Raw genomic sequence first — 16,709 nt, 5'->3', positions numbered from 1 at the left:
TCCGGGGCGCCCATGCGAGAATCCCCCTCGGAACCCACGGATCAGGACGCCCCATTGACGCAGCATCCGCATCGCCTTCCCGCCTTTTTCCGGTCGCACCTGGAATCGCTATCCGGCGTCGGCCTGCTGCTGGGCACCTTGTTCTTCGCCGCGTCGCTCACGCCCACGCTCGTGCCGCGCACCTATCTCACGCAGGGCGTGCTGGCCGGCGCGTGTCTTGCCGCCGGCTATGGGCTGGGCGTGCTGTGGCACTGGCTATGGGCCTATCTGGAACTGCCCGAGCCCCGCGCCCGCGCGGCGCGCATCGTCAACGCCGTCATCACCGTGGTGTGCCTGTCGGTGCTGGCGCTGTTCCTGTGGCGCGCGGCCGATTGGCAAAACACCATACGCGCGCTGATGCAGATGGAGCCCGTGACCAGCGCTCATCCCTTCAAGGTTTGCGCGACAGCATTGATCACGTTTACCGCGCTGCTGGCGCTGGGCCGGCTATTCAAATTGCTGGCGCGCTTTCTGGCCAGACACGTACGCCGCGTTGTGCCGCGGCGGGTCGCCAATGTGACGGGCGCGGCCATCGCCGTCCTGATCTTCTGGTCGCTGGCCAACAATGTGTTTTTCCGCGCGGCGCTGCATGTGCTGGACGCGTCGTTTCGCGAATACGACGCGCTGCTGGAGCCGGAACGCCCCCAGCCGTCGGACGGCGCCAAGACAGGCGGACCCGGTTCGTTGATTGCCTGGAATGAATTGGGGCGCGCCGGCCGGGAATTCATTGCGTCCGGCCCCAACGCCAGCGAGATTCGCGCGCAGACCGGCCGCGACGCGCAAGAACCCATCCGCGTGTACGTGGGCCTGCGCGGCGCCGATACGCCGCAGGCGCGGGCGGCTCTGGCGCTTGAAGAGATGAAACGCGTCGGCGCGTTCAAGCGGTCCACGCTGCTGGTCGTCACCCCCACCGGCACGGGCTGGATCGATCCGGCCGCCATGGATTCCGTGGAATATCTGCTGCATGGCGATGTCGCAAGCGTGGCCTTGCAGTACTCATACCTCTCCAGCCCGCTGTCCTTGCTGGCCCAACCCGAATACGGATCGGAAGCCGCGCGTGCGCTGTTCAGTGCGGTGTACGGGTATTGGACGACCCTGCCCCACGACCAGCGGCCCAAGCTGTATCTGCATGGCTTGAGCCTGGGCGCAATGAATTCCGCGCGCTCGGCGGAGCTCTTTGAAATGATCGGCGACCCCATCCACGGCGCGCTCTGGAGCGGCCCACCCTTTGAAAGCCGCATCTGGCGCGCGATTACCGACGCCCGCAACCCGGACTCCCCGGCCTGGCGGCCTGAACTGCGCGACGGCAGCTTCGTGCGCTTCATGAATCAACACGGGTCGCCCGTGCCTGCTGATGCGCCCTGGGGGCCGATGCGCATCGTATTCCTGCAATATGCCAGCGACGCCGTGACCTTCTTCGACTATCGCGACCTGTACCGCCGCCCCGCCTGGATGGACCCGCCTTATGGGCCGGATGTGTCGCCCGAGCTGCGCTGGGTGCCGGTCGTGACGATGTTGCAGCTGGCGCTGGATATGTCCGTCAGCACCGAGACGCCCATTGGTTATGGCCACGTCTACGCGCCGCAACACTATGTGGACGCGTGGCTGGCTGTGACGGGCGCGCCGGGTTGGACGCCCGGCGCGCTGGACAGCCTGAAGCAACATTTGGCCGAACGCATGCGCGCGGCGATGGGGGATGCAGACGGCAAGGAAGGCGCGTACGAGAATCGGGGCGGATGACAGGCAGCCAAGCGTGCCCGCCCCCGCCCCCGGGGCAGTTCAGTTCGTTTGCACGTTCGCGCCGTCGATGATCTGTTTCCAGCGCACCGTTTCTTCATCAGACAACTTGGCCAGGTCTTGCCGGGTGCCGGCAAACGGCACGGCGCCCTGTTCGGCCAGGTGCGCGACCATCGACGGGTCTTTGGCCAGTGCAATCACCGTTTCCTGCAACTTGCGCACCACGTCGTCGGGCGTGCCGGCGGGCGCCATGACGCCGTACCACGACTCCACCACCGCATCCTTCACCCCCGCTTCCGCCAAGGTCGGCACATCTGGAATGGCGGCGCTGCGGTGTTCACTCGCCACCGCCAACACGCGGACCTTGCCGGGCTTGATGTAAGGCAACACGTTCGGCAGATTCGCGAACAGCACCTGCACCTGCCCCGACAGCAAGTCTGCCGTGGCCGGCCCCGCGCCGCGATACGGCACGTGCTCGAACTTCGCGCCCGAGCGGTACATGAACAATTCGCCCGTCAGATGATTGACGGACCCCATGCCGGCCGACGCCATGTTCAGCTTGCCGGGGTGCTGCTTGGCATACTCGACCAGCTCGGCCACGGTCTTTGCCGGCGTGTCGGCCGACACGGCCAGCACATTAGGCACGGTGGAAAACAACGCCACCGGCGCAAAGTCCTTGTTGGCGTCGTAAGGCAGGTTCTTAGTCAACAGCGGCTGAATGGATTGCTGCCCCATCGTCGCCAACAACAGCGTGTACCCGTCGGCCGGCGCTTTGGCGACGAAGTTCGCGCCGATGCTGCCGCCGCCGCCCGGCTTGTTTTCCACAATGACCGGCTGGCCCAGCGATTCCGACATCCGGTTGGCCAGCAAGCGCCCCATCAGGTTCACCGTCCCGCCCGGCGCGAAGGGCACAACGAGCGTTATCGGTTTGACGGGATACGTCTGGGCATGCGCGCCCAGGCTGATCCCCATGGCTGCGGCAAACGCCGCGACGGTCTTGAGCATTGATTTCCCCTTGATGATGGGCCAGTCAGGCTTCCTGAACGGAACGCTCCGCTGGCTTGGATGACACAAGCTTACCCACGCGCCGCTGCAGCAAGGCTTGCGCGTTGGCCACACGCTGAACCCCCGCGCCGATGATGCCGCGATACTGATCCAGCAAACCCTTTTGCTCGGCGATGTGCGCGCGCACCCGGCCCGGCGCCGGCCCGCCCAGCGATTCCCGCGCGGCCACATTTCGCACGGGGTCCAGGCACGCGGCGATATCGTCTTCGTGCAGCGCAACCGGGCGGCCCAGTTGTTCAGCCGCAGCGGTATTGATCATTGCAGGCGTGATGTGCTTGGCCGGGATGCCGGCCTCCAGAGCCTGCCGCACCACGGCGCCGATGATGTGATGCGCATCGCGAAACGACGCGTCGGCCTTGCGCACCAGCAGGTCGGCCAGGTCCGTCACCGTAGAAAAATCGTCAGCCGCACGGGCCGCCATGCGCGTGCGGTTCGGCTCCACCTTTTCCACCAGCAACTGAATCAGCGCCAGGGCTTTCAAGGCTTCGTCGCAGGCCTCCCAGCACGTGCGCGTGCTCTCCCGGCTGCTGTCGCCCGAGTGCGTGAAGTGCGTGGACTTCACCGTCGAGAACGCCGCGGTGGTCAAACCAATCACATGGCCCGTCTTGCCGCGCAGGTACTCCAGCACCGCCGGGTTTTTCTTCTGCGGCATGATGCTGGAGGTGCTGGCGATGCTGTCGGGAAAGCTCAGGTACCCGAACTCGGGCGTGGACCAGATATAAAAGTCCTGCACCATACGGCTGCTGGTGATCATCATGATCGACAGCGCGGCGCTTAGTTCCAATGCGAAATCGCGTGACGCCACGCCGTCCAGCGCATTGGCCAAGGGCTGCGTAAAGCCCAGCATCGCGCTGGTCGCGTCGCGGTTGATCGGGAACGACGTGCCCGCCAGCGCACACGCGCCCAACGGCGAGGCATCTGCGGTGTCCAAAGCGTGCAGCAAGCGCGCGACATCCCGTGACCAGGCATCGACAAGCGCCGACAGGTAGTAGCCATACGTGATCGGCTGCGCCGCCTGCATATGGGTGTAGCCGGGCATCACGCAGTCGGCATATTGCTCGGCCCGCGCCAATGCCGCATCGGCCACGCCGATCAGCGCCGTCGCGATCCGCGTCGCAAAATCCCGCGCACGGATGCGGTCGATGGTGGCGCCGATATCGTTGCGGCTGCGCGCCGTGTGCAACCGTCCGCCCAGCGCTTGCCCCACCAGCTTGATCAGGTGCGCTTCGTAGTTGAAGTAGGCTTCTTCGCGCGCCGGGTCCAGCTCGATGCCGTCCGGCCCATCCGCCTGCATCTTGAGCAGGGCGCGGGCCAGCTCAACCGACGCGTCGTGATCCAGAATGCCTTGCTCGTGCAGCATCACCAGATGCGCAAGATTGATCTGGTTCAGCATCTCGAAATTGGCGAAGAACTCGCGATTCAAGCGCGGAAGAAAAATGTACTGAAGCACTTCCGGGGCGAGCGGTTGCTTCAAGCGGCTGCTGACTTTGGATTCCATTTTCGCGTCGGTCTGAGCATGTAAAACCGTAGTCTCCGCCCGCGCCAATTCATGCGTCAAATCAGATTTTCATAGCTTCGAATACAGAATTGATATGATTTGATCTCAGCATATTTGCGAGCATCCGCCCATGAATTTCAAGCAGATTGAAGCGTTCCGCGCCGTCATGATGACGCGGTCCATGACCACGGCGGCCGGGCTGATGCATACGTCACAGCCCAACATCAGCCGCTGGATCGCGCTGCTTGAGGCGACGCTGGGCTTTGTGCTGTTCAAACGCGTCGGCACGCGGCTGATCCCCACGCCCGAAGCCGATGCGTTCTACACCGACGTGGAACGCGCCTTCATCGGCCTGGAATCGCTGAATGACAGCGCCAACTCGATCCGCCGGCGTGGCACCGGCCTGCTGCGGGTGGGAGCGGTCGGGTCCATCACGCAATGCGTCCTGCCCGACGCCATCCGCTTGTTTCGCGACACGTTCCCCGACGTCTCCGTCGTGGTCAACACAGGCGGCTCCGACGTCGTTGCCAAATGGATGGCCACGGGGTTTTGCGACATCGGATTCTGTTCCATCCAGACCGACGTGCCAGGCTTGCAATACGACCGGATCAATACCGCGTACGGCGTGGGTATCGTGACGCGCACGCACCGGCTGGCGCGCAAGAAGCGGTTGAGCCCCGCCGACTTCACTGGCGAGAACTTCATCTGCTTGCCCTCCGGCAGCTTCAACCGCGCCGCCATTGACCGGCATTTTTCCGACGACGCCAGAATCCTATCCATCGAAACGCCCTACGCCACCACCATCTGCACCATGGTGGGCAAGGGCCTGGGGGTGTCGATCGTGAATCCCGTGGTGTCACGCGCGTTGAGCCTGCCTGACTTACGCGAGATTCCGTTTTCCGAAAAAATCGAATTTCATAGCTACGCGGTCAGCTCAGACCATTTCCCTGTCAGCAGCCCTGCCCAGCAAATGGAAGCGTGCGTGCGGGACGTGTTCAAAGCACTGAGCGCCAGCGCATGACGCTCACCCAGCACGGCTGCCGCCGCGGTCGTGCAGGCCTGCGCGCAAAGTCTTGGCCAGCTCGGCGACGCTTGCCGCATTGACGCTGCCATCAGGGGTTTCCAACCGAGCGATGATCTGGTCGGCCACGTTGATCAAATGCAGCGGCTCTTGCAACACCACCGCCAGCAGCGCATCGCCCAACGCATGGATTTCGGCTTCGCACGCGCGCACGCCCTGCGCGGAAATCGACTGCGCGAGCGCCGCGCCACGTGCTGCGATGTCGTTCAAGCCGAACACCGCGCACGCGCCGCCCAGAGAGTGCAGTTCCGCCAGCAATCGGGGGCCATCTTCCGCGCGCAGCCCGTCCTGCAAGGCCTGCACCGCATCGCGGCAAGACTGCACGAACACCTGCCAGGTGGCGTCCGCCACGGGGCGGCCGCCCAACAGGCCACTGCCGGCCAACGCGTCGCGGCGCAATGGCGGCAGACCCGCGACCTCTGACAACGCCAAGCCCAGGTCGGCCAGCGACAGCGGCTTGCCCAGCACCCGCGCCATGCCGGCGCGCTCGCCCGCTTCGCGCTCTTGCGGCGTCACATTGGCGGTAGCGGCCATCACCGGCATCGCGGGCCAGCGCTGACGCACCTGCCGCGCCAGCGCAAAGCCGTCTTGCCCCGGCATGGCCAAGTCTGTCAGCAACACATCGAACGTGTCCTGCTCCAGGCACGCCAAGGCCTGCTCGGCATCGGGCACGGCGGTAGCGTCGCAGCCCAACAGGGCCAGCTGCTCTTCAAACAGCTTGCGGTTCACGACGTTGTCTTCGGCCACCAGCACACGCAGACGTTTGCCCAGCACCATGCCGTCCACCGCCTGCGCGGCCAAGGCGCGGCCTTGCAAGGCATATTGCAAACCGCTCGCCAGCCCGTGCAGGCCGTACACCGACGCGCTGATCACGCGTCCGGAGGCCACCGGCTGGGCCGGCCCGTCTTCGCTGCAATCGACGACCCATGACGCGTCCTCCACCAAGCGATTCTCGTCGCTGGGATGCCAGGTCTTGCGATCGCCCCAGAACACGAGCGCGCTGGCGTCTTCGACTGATTCTTGCGCAATCAAGGCCGGATGCGCGTAGCTCGTCACGCCCACGCCCCACGCTTGCAAGATGCTGCCCAGCCGCGTGCGCTCGGCTTGTATTGCCGCCACTAGCAGCACGGGTTCACCATCGAAGCGCGGACGCTCGCTGGCCGTGGATGCGTCAGCGTGCAGCGGCAAGCGCAACGTGAAACGGCTGCCCACGCCGGGTTGGCTTTGCACCGTCAGTGTGCCGCCCATGGCCTGGGCCAGCCGCTGGCACAACGCCAGGCCCAAACCGGTGCCCCCGAAGCGCCGGGTGATCGTCGCATCCGCCTGTGTGAAATCCTGGAACAGGGCCGGCAATTGATCCGCGCTGATGCCGATACCCGTATCCTCGACCTCGATCAGCACCTGTGACGCCGCCTCATCGCGCGACAAGCGCAGCGTCACCTGCCCCGTCTCGGTGAACTTGATCGCGTTGGACAACAGGTTGTTCATCACCTGCCCCAGCCGCGCGGGGTCTCCTCGCAGGGGCCAGGTCAGGGTATCGCCCAGCTCACCCGCCAGCGCCAGCTTCTTGGCGCGCGCCACGGGGGCAAACATCATCAAGGTCTGCGAAGCCAGCTCCAGCACATCGAACTCCTGGTCTTCCAGCTGAAGTTCACCGGCCTCGATCTTTGAAAAGTCCAGCACGTCGCTAACCACCGCCAACAGGCCATCAGACGCATTGCGGATGGTGTTCAAGCGGTCGCGCTGCAATTCGTCCAGGGGCGAGTAGGCCAGCAATTCCAGGTTGCCGAGCACCGCGTTGAGCGGCGTGCGGATCTCGTGGCTCATGGCGGCCAGGAAGGCGGACTTGGCGGCATTGGCGGAGTCCGCCGCCTGCCGGGCGTTGCGCAGCTCTTGCTCCAGCTGCTTGTCGGCCGTCACGTCGGTAAACGCCGTCACCAGCACGTCTTCGTCCTGATAGCGCGCACGGACCATGCTCACCGACAAATCCAGCCGCTGCCCGTCGCGCGTGGAAAACGTCAGGTCATCTTCGAAAACCGCCGCGCCGCCCGATTGCGGCGGGGCCAGTTTTTCCTGCTGCAGAAAGTGCCGCGACAAGGCGTAGGAAAGGCCCGGTCCGTCCACCACCACACGGCTGTTCGTCGCAATCATCGACGGGCTGCGCAGCAGCGGCTGCCCCGTATTCGCCGTGATCAGGCCCAGCCCGACGGGCGCGGTTTCCACCAGCGTCCGGCTCAATTGCTCGCTATCGAACACGCGTTGCGACTGCCGCACTGCCGGCACGAACACGCGCCACTTCACCAACAGCAACAGCGCCCACGTCAGCGCGATGATGACGGCCGACGTCAGCGCAGCCAGGATGATCTGCGTACGCACCCCCGTCACAATGTCGCGCCATGACTGCGCGTGCACCAACGTCCACCCGGTCGGCAACAAGGGCCAGCCGGATAACACGTGCCCTTCCAGAAACACGTTGCGCGACGGCTTGTCCAGCCCCGCGGCCTGCGCCTGGCGCGCCAAGGGCAGCAACGCGGCGGACGCCGCATCGGGGCACGCGACGACCAAGGAGCCGTCCGGCGCCAGCACCAGGCACGCGCCTGCAAAACTGGTCTCGGGCAAGTGTTCGGCCAGCGCGCTCAGCGGCATTTCGTACACCAGGGTGCCAAACGGCGTACCGGCCGCACTGCGCAATTCCGTCGCGATGCGCACGGCTTGCTTGCCGGTCAGCGGACTCTCGTAGGGCGTCAGCCAACGGAACCGGGGGGTGCCGGTGGCGGGGTCGCGCCAACCGCCTTCGGGCGGTGCAATGCCTGCGCCGTCAGCAGACGTCAGCGCCGCAAAGAGGGCGGGCCGCTCGGCCGCTACCTTGTCCTGCCACGCGCTGCCGCCCCACGGCAGGACGGACAGGACCAGCGTTTGACGATCGGGGCTGAACAAGTAGACGGTCAGATCGCCCGCGTTACGCGCGGCGATTCTTGCGGTGGTTGCGGCCATTCTGCGCGCCAGCCGCACGTAGCGCCACGCATCAGTGGCGCTGGCGGATGCATCGCTGCGCAACACCAGCAACGGCGGCCCATCCGCATCCGGCTGCACGCGCAGCAGCCCATCGGGTCCGAAGGGCGCCTCGCGATCCTGCTTGTCGGCGTCCGCGGTGCTCCAGGCCTCCTCCATGTTTTGGACGTTGTTGCGCAACGTGCCGACGGCGCGCGTCGTGAAATCCATGGATCGGCGCATGTCGATCGACACTTCTTCCTTCATGCGCGCCAGATAGGCATTGACCGAGGCCGCCACATCCATCAGGCCGGCCACGAGCACCACTATCGTGATGACCGCCCCGCCCCCCATGACCAGCAAGTGCTGATAGCGGCGCAAACGGGCCAAAACACTGCTTTGCTCGGGAGTCGTCATGAGTCGGGGATGCCGGGAGGGCGCTGACGCCATGATGGGCGTAGCGCCGATTATGACGTGACACCCCCCTATGGGGAAGAGGCGCGCGCCAGCCCGGCCGCAAGCGCGTCCAGCAGTCCCTCTGCCCTATCCAGCCCACGGCCCGTCTTCAGACAGGTTTCGGCATCCGCCGTCAGCCGGCTCAACCCGGGTTCGCCGAAGACATCCAGCATGCCGCGCAGCTTGTGCAGCTCCGCCAACAGTTGCGGGATATTCCCCGCCTGCCTGCCCTGGCCGATTTCCGCTAGCGCCGATTCACAGGCCAGCCGGAACGTGCGCTTCAAGTCCTCACTCATGGCGCGGCCGCCCAGGAAGCTGCGCGGCTTGTCCACCTCCAGACGCCACGTCCGCACGCCGGTGACGTCGGACAGCGCTTGCGCCAGCTCGCCCAGCGGCAAGGGCTTGCCCAGCACCAGCGCCACGCCCGCCTGCTGGCAACGCACCCGCTCAAGCGGCGTCATGTGGGCACTGGCCGCCACGACCGGCATGGCCGGCCAGCGCGCACGCGCGGCCTGGGCCAACGCATAGCCGTCCATCTCTGGCATGGCCAGATCGGTCAGCAACACATCAAACGGCGCCTGTTCCAGGCATGCCAGCGCCTGCACGCCATTTTCGACTGCCGTCGGCTCGCAGCCCAACACGCGCAGCTGCTCCTCGAACAAGCGCTGGTTCACCGGATTGTCCTCGGCGACCAGCACGTTCAGCCGCCGCGCAAGCACCGGCCGCCGCACATCCGGCGCGCTGAGCGGCGTGCCGTGCAAGGCATGGCCCAAGCTGCTTGCCAGCCCCGTCAAGCCGACCATCGACACGCTCAGCACGCGGCCCATCGCCACGGGGTCCGTCGGCCCGCCTTCACCGCAATCAATCACCCACGGCGCTTCCTCGACCAGCCGATTCTCGTCGTCGACCTGCCACGCATTCCGCTCGCCCCACAGCACCACCGCCGCGAATTCGCCCAAGCCATCCGGTGTCAGCGCCGCCGGATGCGCATAGGTCTCGACGCACAGGCCCCATGCCTGAAGGCTGCGGCCCACATAAGCTCGCGCCGATGCGCACGCGGCCAGCAGCGCAATGCGCTCGCCCGCAAAGCGCGGCATCTGCCGGGCCTGTTCGCAGTCGCCCAACGGCAAGCGCAACGTAAACCGGCTGCCTCGCCCCGCTTCGCTTTGCACCGACAAGGCGCCGCCCATGGCCTGCGCCAACCTGGAACACAGCGCCAGGCCCAGGCCGGTGCCGCCGAAGCGGCGGTTGATCGTCGGATCGGCCTGGCTGAACGCGCGGAACAATCGGGACAACTGCTCGGCCGACATGCCGATGCCCGTATCCTCCACGGTCATGACGAGCGACGCCTGCGCCTCGTCGATGGTCAAGGACAGCGCCACGCCCCCCTGCTCCGTGAACTTGACCGCATTGGACAGCAGGTTGTTGATGATCTGCCCCAGCCGCGTCGGGTCTCCCCGCATGGGCAAAGTCACGGTGTCGCCCAGTTGGCCCGTCAAGATCAGCCCCTTGCCGCGCGCGGTGGGCGTGAACATCCGCAACGCCTGCGCGGCCACTTCCAGCACGTCGAATTCAATCGACTCCAGCCGCAGCTCCCCCGCCTCGATCTTCGAGAAATCCAGCACATCGCTGACGATGGCCAACAAGCCGTCAGACGCCGACCGTATCGTGCGCAGCCGGTCGCGCTGCGGGGCATCCAGCGCCGAATGCGACAGCAGTTCCAGATTGCCCAGAATGGCGTTCAGCGGGGTGCGGATTTCATGGCTCATCGCCGCCAGAAAAGCGGACTTCGCCGCATTGGCCCGATCCGACGCCTGCCGCGCCTTGCGCAGCTGCTGCTCAACCCGGCTTTTCGCCGTGACGTCCGTGAACGCCGTGACCAGCACGTTCTTTCCCTGATAACGCGCCCGCACCATGCTGACCGACAAGTCCAGGCCGATACGGTCCTGCGTCTGGAATTGAAGGTCTTCGTTGAACGTTCCTTGCCGCCAGCTCACGTCACCGCGCGCCACATGCGCCTGGTGCAATTGAATGCACGCATCGGGCAGCGCGTCCTCGCCCGGCGCGATACGCGCGGCGATCTCCGCCATGGCCGGGCTGCACAGCAGCGCCTTGCCGGTATCCAACGAGATCAGCCCCAGCCCGACCGGCGCGGTATCGATCAGCGTGCGGCTGAGTTTTTCCCCTTCGTACACGCGCCGGGACCATTCCAGCAGCGGACGAAACACTCGCAGCTTCAACGAAATCAATAGCAGCCACATCATGCCCAGCGTCGGCAAGGTCAGCATCACATCCACGAATACATCTTCGCTGGCGGCGGCTGCAATGCTGCTGCCGGCATAGGCGAACACCAGCACGTGCTTGTCGTCCAGCCCTTGCGACAAGATAAACAGCCCTTCGTCATGCCAGTCCTGCTGGTGCTCGATACCGACGGCAGCCACACGCCGCAGCGTTTCACGCGTGGGCGCCTGCCCGCCATCGCAGCAGTCGCCGACCCATTCGGTGACCTCGCCGTTTTCATCGACGATCATCGCAATGCCCTGCATGCCCGTGATCCTGGCCGGGTCGATCAGCGCCCGGTGCCCATGCTCCATCACCATGGCGTGGCCCAGCGCGAACGCGCGGCGTTGCGCCTCAACATGCGCATTGATGCCCGTGCGTACGCCCATGCCAAGAATCATCAATGCAATCAACGTGCTTGCCAGGCCTCCACCGAACAGCAAACGTCGCTGATACCGGCGAAGGTTCATCAAGGTTTTAAGGTTGCTGTCGGAGGACACGCTTGCGCCACAGGCCCTGTCGGGTCCCGTCCTATGTAAAGTCAAAGATTATGTGATGCCGCGTCCCAATAACGCGGCGTTGCGGGCAAGTTCCGTACGGGTCCGACACGGCTTGGCGCCAGATTCGTACCGGAACGACAGGCCGAAATAGCCTGCAAAAAATCCAGCCGATTCCGGCGGATTACGCTACATTTCTTGGGTTATCCCCAGCTCATTCGGCCCTTGCCAGGCCACACGCCGCGCCATGAAAATTCATGTCTTGCTCGCCGATGACCATCCCGCCCTGCTTGCGGGCATCAAGCACGAACTGGATTGCATACCGTCCATCGCCATTCAGGGTGTGGCGCGCGACTCCGGCCAACTGGTCGAATTGCTCAACAGCGCGACCTGCGATGTGCTGGTGACCGACTACGCCATGCCAGGCGGCGCGTACGGCGACGGCATCATGTTCATCTCGTACCTGCGGCGCCATTTTCCCGATGTGAAAATCGTGGTCTTCACGACGCTGGACAACCCGGCCATCGTGCAAGAGCTATCCAAGCTGGGCGTGCAGTCGGTACTGAGCAAGGCGCATGAGACGAGCCAGCTCGTCTCCGCCATTCATGCGGTCTACGCGGGCGCGCGCTACTTTCCTTCCGAGGGCATCGGCGCGTCGGCCGCGCCGACCAAACCGCGCACCGCCGGCCCCGACCTGACCAAGCGCGAACTCGAAGTCGTCCGCCTGTACGTGACGGGCATGTCGGTCAACGAAATCGCCTCGCACCTGAGCCGATCCAAGCAGACCATCAGTTCTCAGAAAGCCAGCGCCATGCGCAAGCTGGGAATTGAACGCGAAGCTGACCTGTTCCGCTTCGCCTTTGAAACCGGCATCACCGTGACATCGGATGCGGGCGACAGCGAGCCGCAGCAGGCTTGATACGCCATACCGCCGCGCGGCTCATGGCCGTCTTCCCGCCTTGCGCAACGCGTCAAAGGACAGATGTCCCGGCCCGCACGCAAGCAGCATGAGCAGGGCCGCCGACGAATACAGCCGGAACAGCAAGGGAGCAGGCCGCGTCAGATCCCACAGCAAGGGTTCAAAGAACAACGACGCGGCATTGATCATCAGCAAGCCCGCGCACGCGCTGCTCATGAATGCGCCCAGAATCAACAGCACTGCACAGACAATGTCGGCCGCCACAAACAGGCCAGCCGACCACACCGGCGTAATCAGCGGCAAGGGAAAATCGTGCGTGAATAACGCCACGGCCGCCTGCCAGTCAGCGGCTATGGCCACCCCCCGCTCCATGAACTGGGCGGCGACATAGGTGCGCAGACAAAACACGCACAGCGAGAGTATTCCCATAGGCCACGCCGCGACGACGCCTGGCATCCCTCACGCCACCGCCTGTTTGCGCCTCGCCGGCAGGCGCATGCATGAAGACGCCGGCAGAACGTGTTCAATGAAAGCGTCCACCTCCATCGGCCGCCCCAGCCCATACCCCTGACCGATGCGGCAGCCCAGCGCGTGCAGCTGGCGCGCCTGCTCCTGCGTTTCGATACCTTCGGCAACCACCGCCAGTCCCAGCGCGCGTCCGAGCCACAACGCGGCGCTCACGACGGCATGCGAGGCCTGGCCGGACTCCAACCGTTGCACAAACGACTGGTCAATCTTGAGTTCACTGAACGGCAGGCGCGTCAGGCGTTCCAGCGTGGAAGCGCCCGTGCCGAAGTCATCCATGCTGACGCCGAAGCCGCACGCGCGCAGCCGCCGCAGTCCGGCCTCCAGGGCCGTCTTGTCCTGGATGGTTTCATCTTCGGTGATCTCGACGGTGATCAGTTCCGGCGAAATTCCCCGGCGCAAGGTGCGTGTTTCCAGACTGAGCGCAACGCCCGGCGCCGACAACGTCGACACCGAAGCATTCACGGATATGCGCTGCGACACGCCCTGGCCCGCCAATTGCGCCTGCACGTCCAGCACGCGTTCCGTCACGAAGTGGAACAGCATCGGGTCCATCGACAGCCGGCTGATCGCCCGCACGAACTCCGCTGGCGGCACATCGCCTGCCTGCGGATGACGCCACCGGGTCAGCGCCTCGGCGCCAAGAACTCTTCCTGTGGCCAGGTCGACTTGCGGCTGCAACACCACGCGGATGCCGTCCTTGGCGCCCAGCGCCAAAATCACATCTTCATCGGTAAAGCGCGGCGCGGGCGCGTCGGGCTTGACCGGCTCTTGCCACTGCGAAAAACGGGCAAGCGCGGCCGGAATGAACGCCGCGCTACGCACGATGTGGATCACGGCGCCCGCCGCGCGCAGTCCGCTGGCATACGCGTCCAGCACACATCGCGGCAGATCGCTGATCCACAGCACGGCGGGCATGCGCGGCAGGCGGCCAGCCTGGACTTCGCCTTGCAGGCGCCCCGGCACCAGCAGCCCTTCACAAGCGACGCCGGTGACTTCACATACGACCAGATCCGCCGCCTGTTCGCGCAGCGCGATGGCCAGAGCATCCAGGCCGCAGGCGCTGCGCAACGTGTGCAATATGCCGCCGTCGAGCAACGCATTCAACGCCGTGGCGCTGCGCGGGGCGCAACCCATTTTGATGGCGGCCAATCCGCGGGCGCTGCCCGGCCGTTGAGGGGAGATGTGATGAACCATATTGACGACTCGCATAGTGGACTCAGTATGGTCTGACGCCCCTGCACGAACAATCTGACTAGTACCAAAACGGCTCCGCGCGCGCTACTCGTGCTCGGCCAGCATCGCGTCCATCGTGTCGTGCTCGCTCGGTGTACCGCCTTCGGTCAACAGCCCGGTTTCGTAGGCAAAGCGAAACAGCTCGACATCGCGCTCAATGCCCAGCTTGCGCATGGCGCTGGTCTTCTGCGAACTGATGGTTTGCTTGCTGCGATTGAACTGGCTGGCGATCTCGTTGATGGAGACGCCCGACACATACAGGCGCACCACTTCGGTCTCGCGCCGCGTGAGCTTTTGCGCGGGGTCGATCTGCGCCACGCGGCCAACAGCGGAGGATGACCGGAACTTCGGCGAAAAGTAAGTGGCGCCGGCATACACCGCATGGATGGCCGAGATCAGATGCCCGATCACATCCACCTTGCTCAACACCGCATGCGCGCCGATCTTCACCATCTCGGCCACCATGGCGCGGTTGTCGATCGTCGTGAACACAATGATCTTCAGGTCGGGATAACGGCGGCGCAGAAACGACAGCATGGTCATGCCATCGCCGAACTCGCCGCCGGGCATCACGTAGTCGGTCACGAGCACGTCGCAGTGCGATTTCGCCAGCAACTCGAACGTTTCCGTCGAATTGCTGGCCGTGCCCACGATGGAGATGGTGTGAAAGTCCGCCAGTTCGTGCTTGACGCCGGTGATCAGGGCGGGATGATCATCGGCAATGATGAGAGATATCTGCATGGCGCATCCAGCCTCCTGGGCTTTGTCAGGTCCAAATGCAGCCAATGTAGTATCCGTGCCCCGCAATTCATCTCGTACTTGTCCCGCTACGGCACCCGGACAGATCGGATTAGTACGAAAGTGAAAAGGGGGCAGCGGCGGCGCTTACCCCTGCGCGGGTTTGCAGACCTTGCCGTCTTTCATGATCACGCTCAGGCTTTGCTCGGGTTGCGCGATCAGTTGCAGGTTTTCAAGCGGGTTGCCATCCACCAGCAGCAGGTCGGCCATGGCGCCGGCTTGCACCACGCCCAGCTTGCCGGGATACGGATTGCGCGGGCCGGCCATGGCGCACAGTTCACCATTCACGCTGGTTGCCATGCGCAGCACCTCGGCCGCACCGTACCAGCGGCTCATCTTCGCCAACTGCGCGCCTTGGCGCGTGGCGAGCCGCGCGTCGAACAGCGTGTCCGTGCCCCACGCGGTCTTGATGCCCAGGCGGTGCGCCATCTCGTAGGCGCGGTCGGTGCCGGCGACCAYGGCCAGCTGCTTCTGGCGCGACGACGGTGACTGCGTAGGCACGGCGTCTTCGTCATCCAGAAAGGGCTGCAAGCTCCACCAGACCCCCATGTCCGCAATACGGCGCGCGGTGTCTTCGTCAATCAACTGGCCGTGCTCGATACAACGCACGCCCGCATCCAGCGCCATGCCGACCGCGCGCGAAGTGTAGGCGTGCACGGTCACGTAGGTCCCCCAGTTTTCCGCCGCGGTCACGGCCGCCTTCAGTTCTTCCAGCGAGCCCTCGGTCACGTCCAGGCCATCGTAGGAAGACATCACGCCGCCGCCCGCCATGTACTTCAGCTGCGACGCGCCGCGCATCAACTGTTCGCGCGCGCGCAGCAGCACCTGATCCGCCCCGTCGCAGATCGCGGTGACGCCCACTTTTTCCACATAGCTCAGCCCGCCCTCCGGCGAGCGCGGCAGATCGGACAACAGCCGGAAATCACCGTGGCCCGAGGTCTGGCTCAGGAAGGCGCCCGACGGGTAAATACGCGGCCCTGGCGTCAGGCCTTCGTCGATGGCGCGCTTCAGGCCAAAGGCCGGGCCACCCATGTCGCGCACCGTGGTGAAGCCGCGCATCAACGTGGCGCCCGCCTCTACCACGGCCATCGTATGCACGTAGTTGAAGTCGGCGGTCATGGCCATCAGGATGCTGGGGCGCGCCAAAATCGAATGCCAGTGCGCGTCGATCAGGCCGGGCATCAGCACACCACCCTTGCCGTCGATCACCTGGCAGCCTTCCGGCAGCGGCAGCGATTGCGGCTCCACCGCCTTGATCTGGCGCCCTTCCACTACCACGCGCATGCCGGTCAGGAGTGCGTCCGAGACGCCATCGAAGATGCGCACGTTCACAAAGGCGATGGGCGGATGGGCGGCGGGATGCGGTGCGACGGTGCTGTGCGGGGCGGTGGCGGCTGTCGATGCTGCGGCAGCCGATGCTGCGACAGCCGGTGCTGTGGCAGCTGGCGCCGCGGCGCCGCCAAGATTCGCCGAGGCCGCTTCATGCACGGCGTACAACGCGTTGATGCGGGCGGCGGCCGGGTTGTGGCAGCCGCAGTTGACGGCGCTTAGCCGGTTGATGGACGTGGCATCCACATCGAACATGAA

At 65.1% G+C, this 16,709-nt stretch carries 11 protein-coding genes; 3 read left to right on the top strand and 8 right to left on the bottom strand.

Features of this window, described 5'->3' with window-relative positions:
• Positions 1–12 precede the first annotated feature (12 nt).
• The gene (locus tag AC1DSJ_RS17595; RefSeq protein ID WP_441371885.1) at positions 13–1,779 is read left to right on the top strand and encodes an alpha/beta hydrolase; all 1,767 of its coding nucleotides are present in this window, start codon (positions 13–15) and stop codon (positions 1,777–1,779) included.
• 39 nt (positions 1,780–1,818) lie between these two features.
• On the opposite strand, the gene AC1DSJ_RS17590 is transcribed toward AC1DSJ_RS17595, so the two are convergent.
• Positions 1,819–2,781 (bottom strand): Bug family tripartite tricarboxylate transporter substrate binding protein, encoded by a 963-nt coding sequence (locus AC1DSJ_RS17590; RefSeq protein ID WP_054422847.1) that lies wholly within the window; start codon positions 2,779–2,781, stop codon positions 1,819–1,821.
• Positions 2,782–2,806: 25 nt separating this feature from the next.
• Positions 2,807–4,339, bottom strand: coding sequence for an argininosuccinate lyase (gene argH / locus AC1DSJ_RS17585; RefSeq protein ID WP_441371884.1), 1,533 nt, complete (start codon positions 4,337–4,339; stop codon positions 2,807–2,809).
• A gap of 130 nt (positions 4,340–4,469) precedes the next feature.
• Here argH and AC1DSJ_RS17580 point away from each other — a divergent pair, with 130 nt between their 5' ends.
• Positions 4,470–5,360, top strand: a complete 891-nt coding sequence (locus AC1DSJ_RS17580) for a LysR substrate-binding domain-containing protein (protein ID WP_054422851.1) — start codon at positions 4,470–4,472, stop codon at positions 5,358–5,360.
• Between the two features lie 3 nt (positions 5,361–5,363).
• On the opposite strand, the gene AC1DSJ_RS17575 is transcribed toward AC1DSJ_RS17580, so the two are convergent.
• Together AC1DSJ_RS17575 and AC1DSJ_RS17570 are read right to left on the bottom strand one after the other, a co-directional pair.
• Complete coding sequence (locus AC1DSJ_RS17575) at positions 5,364–8,828, bottom strand: hybrid sensor histidine kinase/response regulator (protein ID WP_441371883.1); 3,465 nt, start codon at positions 8,826–8,828, stop codon at positions 5,364–5,366.
• Between the two features lie 68 nt (positions 8,829–8,896).
• Positions 8,897–11,617, bottom strand: a complete 2,721-nt coding sequence (locus AC1DSJ_RS17570) for a hybrid sensor histidine kinase/response regulator (protein ID WP_441371882.1) — start codon at positions 11,615–11,617, stop codon at positions 8,897–8,899.
• A gap of 274 nt (positions 11,618–11,891) precedes the next feature.
• Between AC1DSJ_RS17570 and AC1DSJ_RS17565 the strand changes: the two genes are divergently transcribed.
• Positions 11,892–12,563: a response regulator gene (locus tag AC1DSJ_RS17565; RefSeq protein ID WP_054422859.1), complete on the top strand. Its 672-nt coding sequence runs from the start codon at positions 11,892–11,894 to the stop codon at positions 12,561–12,563.
• A 21-nt stretch (positions 12,564–12,584) separates the two neighbouring features.
• Here the strand turns inward: AC1DSJ_RS17565 and AC1DSJ_RS17560 are convergent, their stop codons facing one another.
• From AC1DSJ_RS17560 to AC1DSJ_RS17545, 4 genes are all read right to left on the bottom strand, one after another.
• Positions 12,585–12,992: a DoxX family protein gene (locus tag AC1DSJ_RS17560; RefSeq protein ID WP_181953187.1), complete on the bottom strand. Its 408-nt coding sequence runs from the start codon at positions 12,990–12,992 to the stop codon at positions 12,585–12,587.
• A gap of 30 nt (positions 12,993–13,022) precedes the next feature.
• Positions 13,023–14,300: an EAL domain-containing protein gene (locus AC1DSJ_RS17555; protein ID WP_175170180.1), complete on the bottom strand. Its 1,278-nt coding sequence runs from the start codon at positions 14,298–14,300 to the stop codon at positions 13,023–13,025.
• Positions 14,301–14,369: 69 nt separating this feature from the next.
• A complete protein-coding gene (locus AC1DSJ_RS17550; protein WP_175170181.1) occupies positions 14,370–15,065 on the bottom strand; it encodes a response regulator in 696 nt (231 codons plus the stop codon).
• Positions 15,066–15,209: 144 nt separating this feature from the next.
• Entirely contained in the window at positions 15,210–16,706 is a 1,497-nt protein-coding gene (locus AC1DSJ_RS17545) for a metal-dependent hydrolase family protein (protein ID WP_476760345.1), read from the bottom strand.
• Between the last annotated feature and the right edge of the window lie 3 nt (positions 16,707–16,709).

It is taken from the genome of Achromobacter sp. 01N37 (genome assembly GCF_056399725.1).
This window is presented reverse-complemented; position numbering and strand designations above follow the sequence as displayed.

Coding starts and splice junctions, on each gene's coding strand:
- AC1DSJ_RS17595 (WP_441371885.1), top strand. CDS start 13: ATGCGAGAATCCCCCTCGGAACCCACGGATCAGGACGCCCCATTGACG.
- AC1DSJ_RS17590 (WP_054422847.1), bottom strand. CDS start 2,781: ATGCTCAAGACCGTCGCGGCGTTTGCCGCAGCCATGGGGATCAGCCTG.
- argH (WP_441371884.1), bottom strand. CDS start 4,339: ATGGAATCCAAAGTCAGCAGCCGCTTGAAGCAACCGCTCGCCCCGGAA.
- AC1DSJ_RS17580 (WP_054422851.1), top strand. CDS start 4,470: ATGAATTTCAAGCAGATTGAAGCGTTCCGCGCCGTCATGATGACGCGG.
- AC1DSJ_RS17575 (WP_441371883.1), bottom strand. CDS start 8,828: ATGACGACTCCCGAGCAAAGCAGTGTTTTGGCCCGTTTGCGCCGCTAT.
- AC1DSJ_RS17570 (WP_441371882.1), bottom strand. CDS start 11,617: ATGAACCTTCGCCGGTATCAGCGACGTTTGCTGTTCGGTGGAGGCCTG.
- AC1DSJ_RS17565 (WP_054422859.1), top strand. CDS start 11,892: ATGAAAATTCATGTCTTGCTCGCCGATGACCATCCCGCCCTGCTTGCG.
- AC1DSJ_RS17560 (WP_181953187.1), bottom strand. CDS start 12,992: ATGGGAATACTCTCGCTGTGCGTGTTTTGTCTGCGCACCTATGTCGCC.
- AC1DSJ_RS17555 (WP_175170180.1), bottom strand. CDS start 14,300: ATGCGAGTCGTCAATATGGTTCATCACATCTCCCCTCAACGGCCGGGC.
- AC1DSJ_RS17550 (WP_175170181.1), bottom strand. CDS start 15,065: ATGCAGATATCTCTCATCATTGCCGATGATCATCCCGCCCTGATCACC.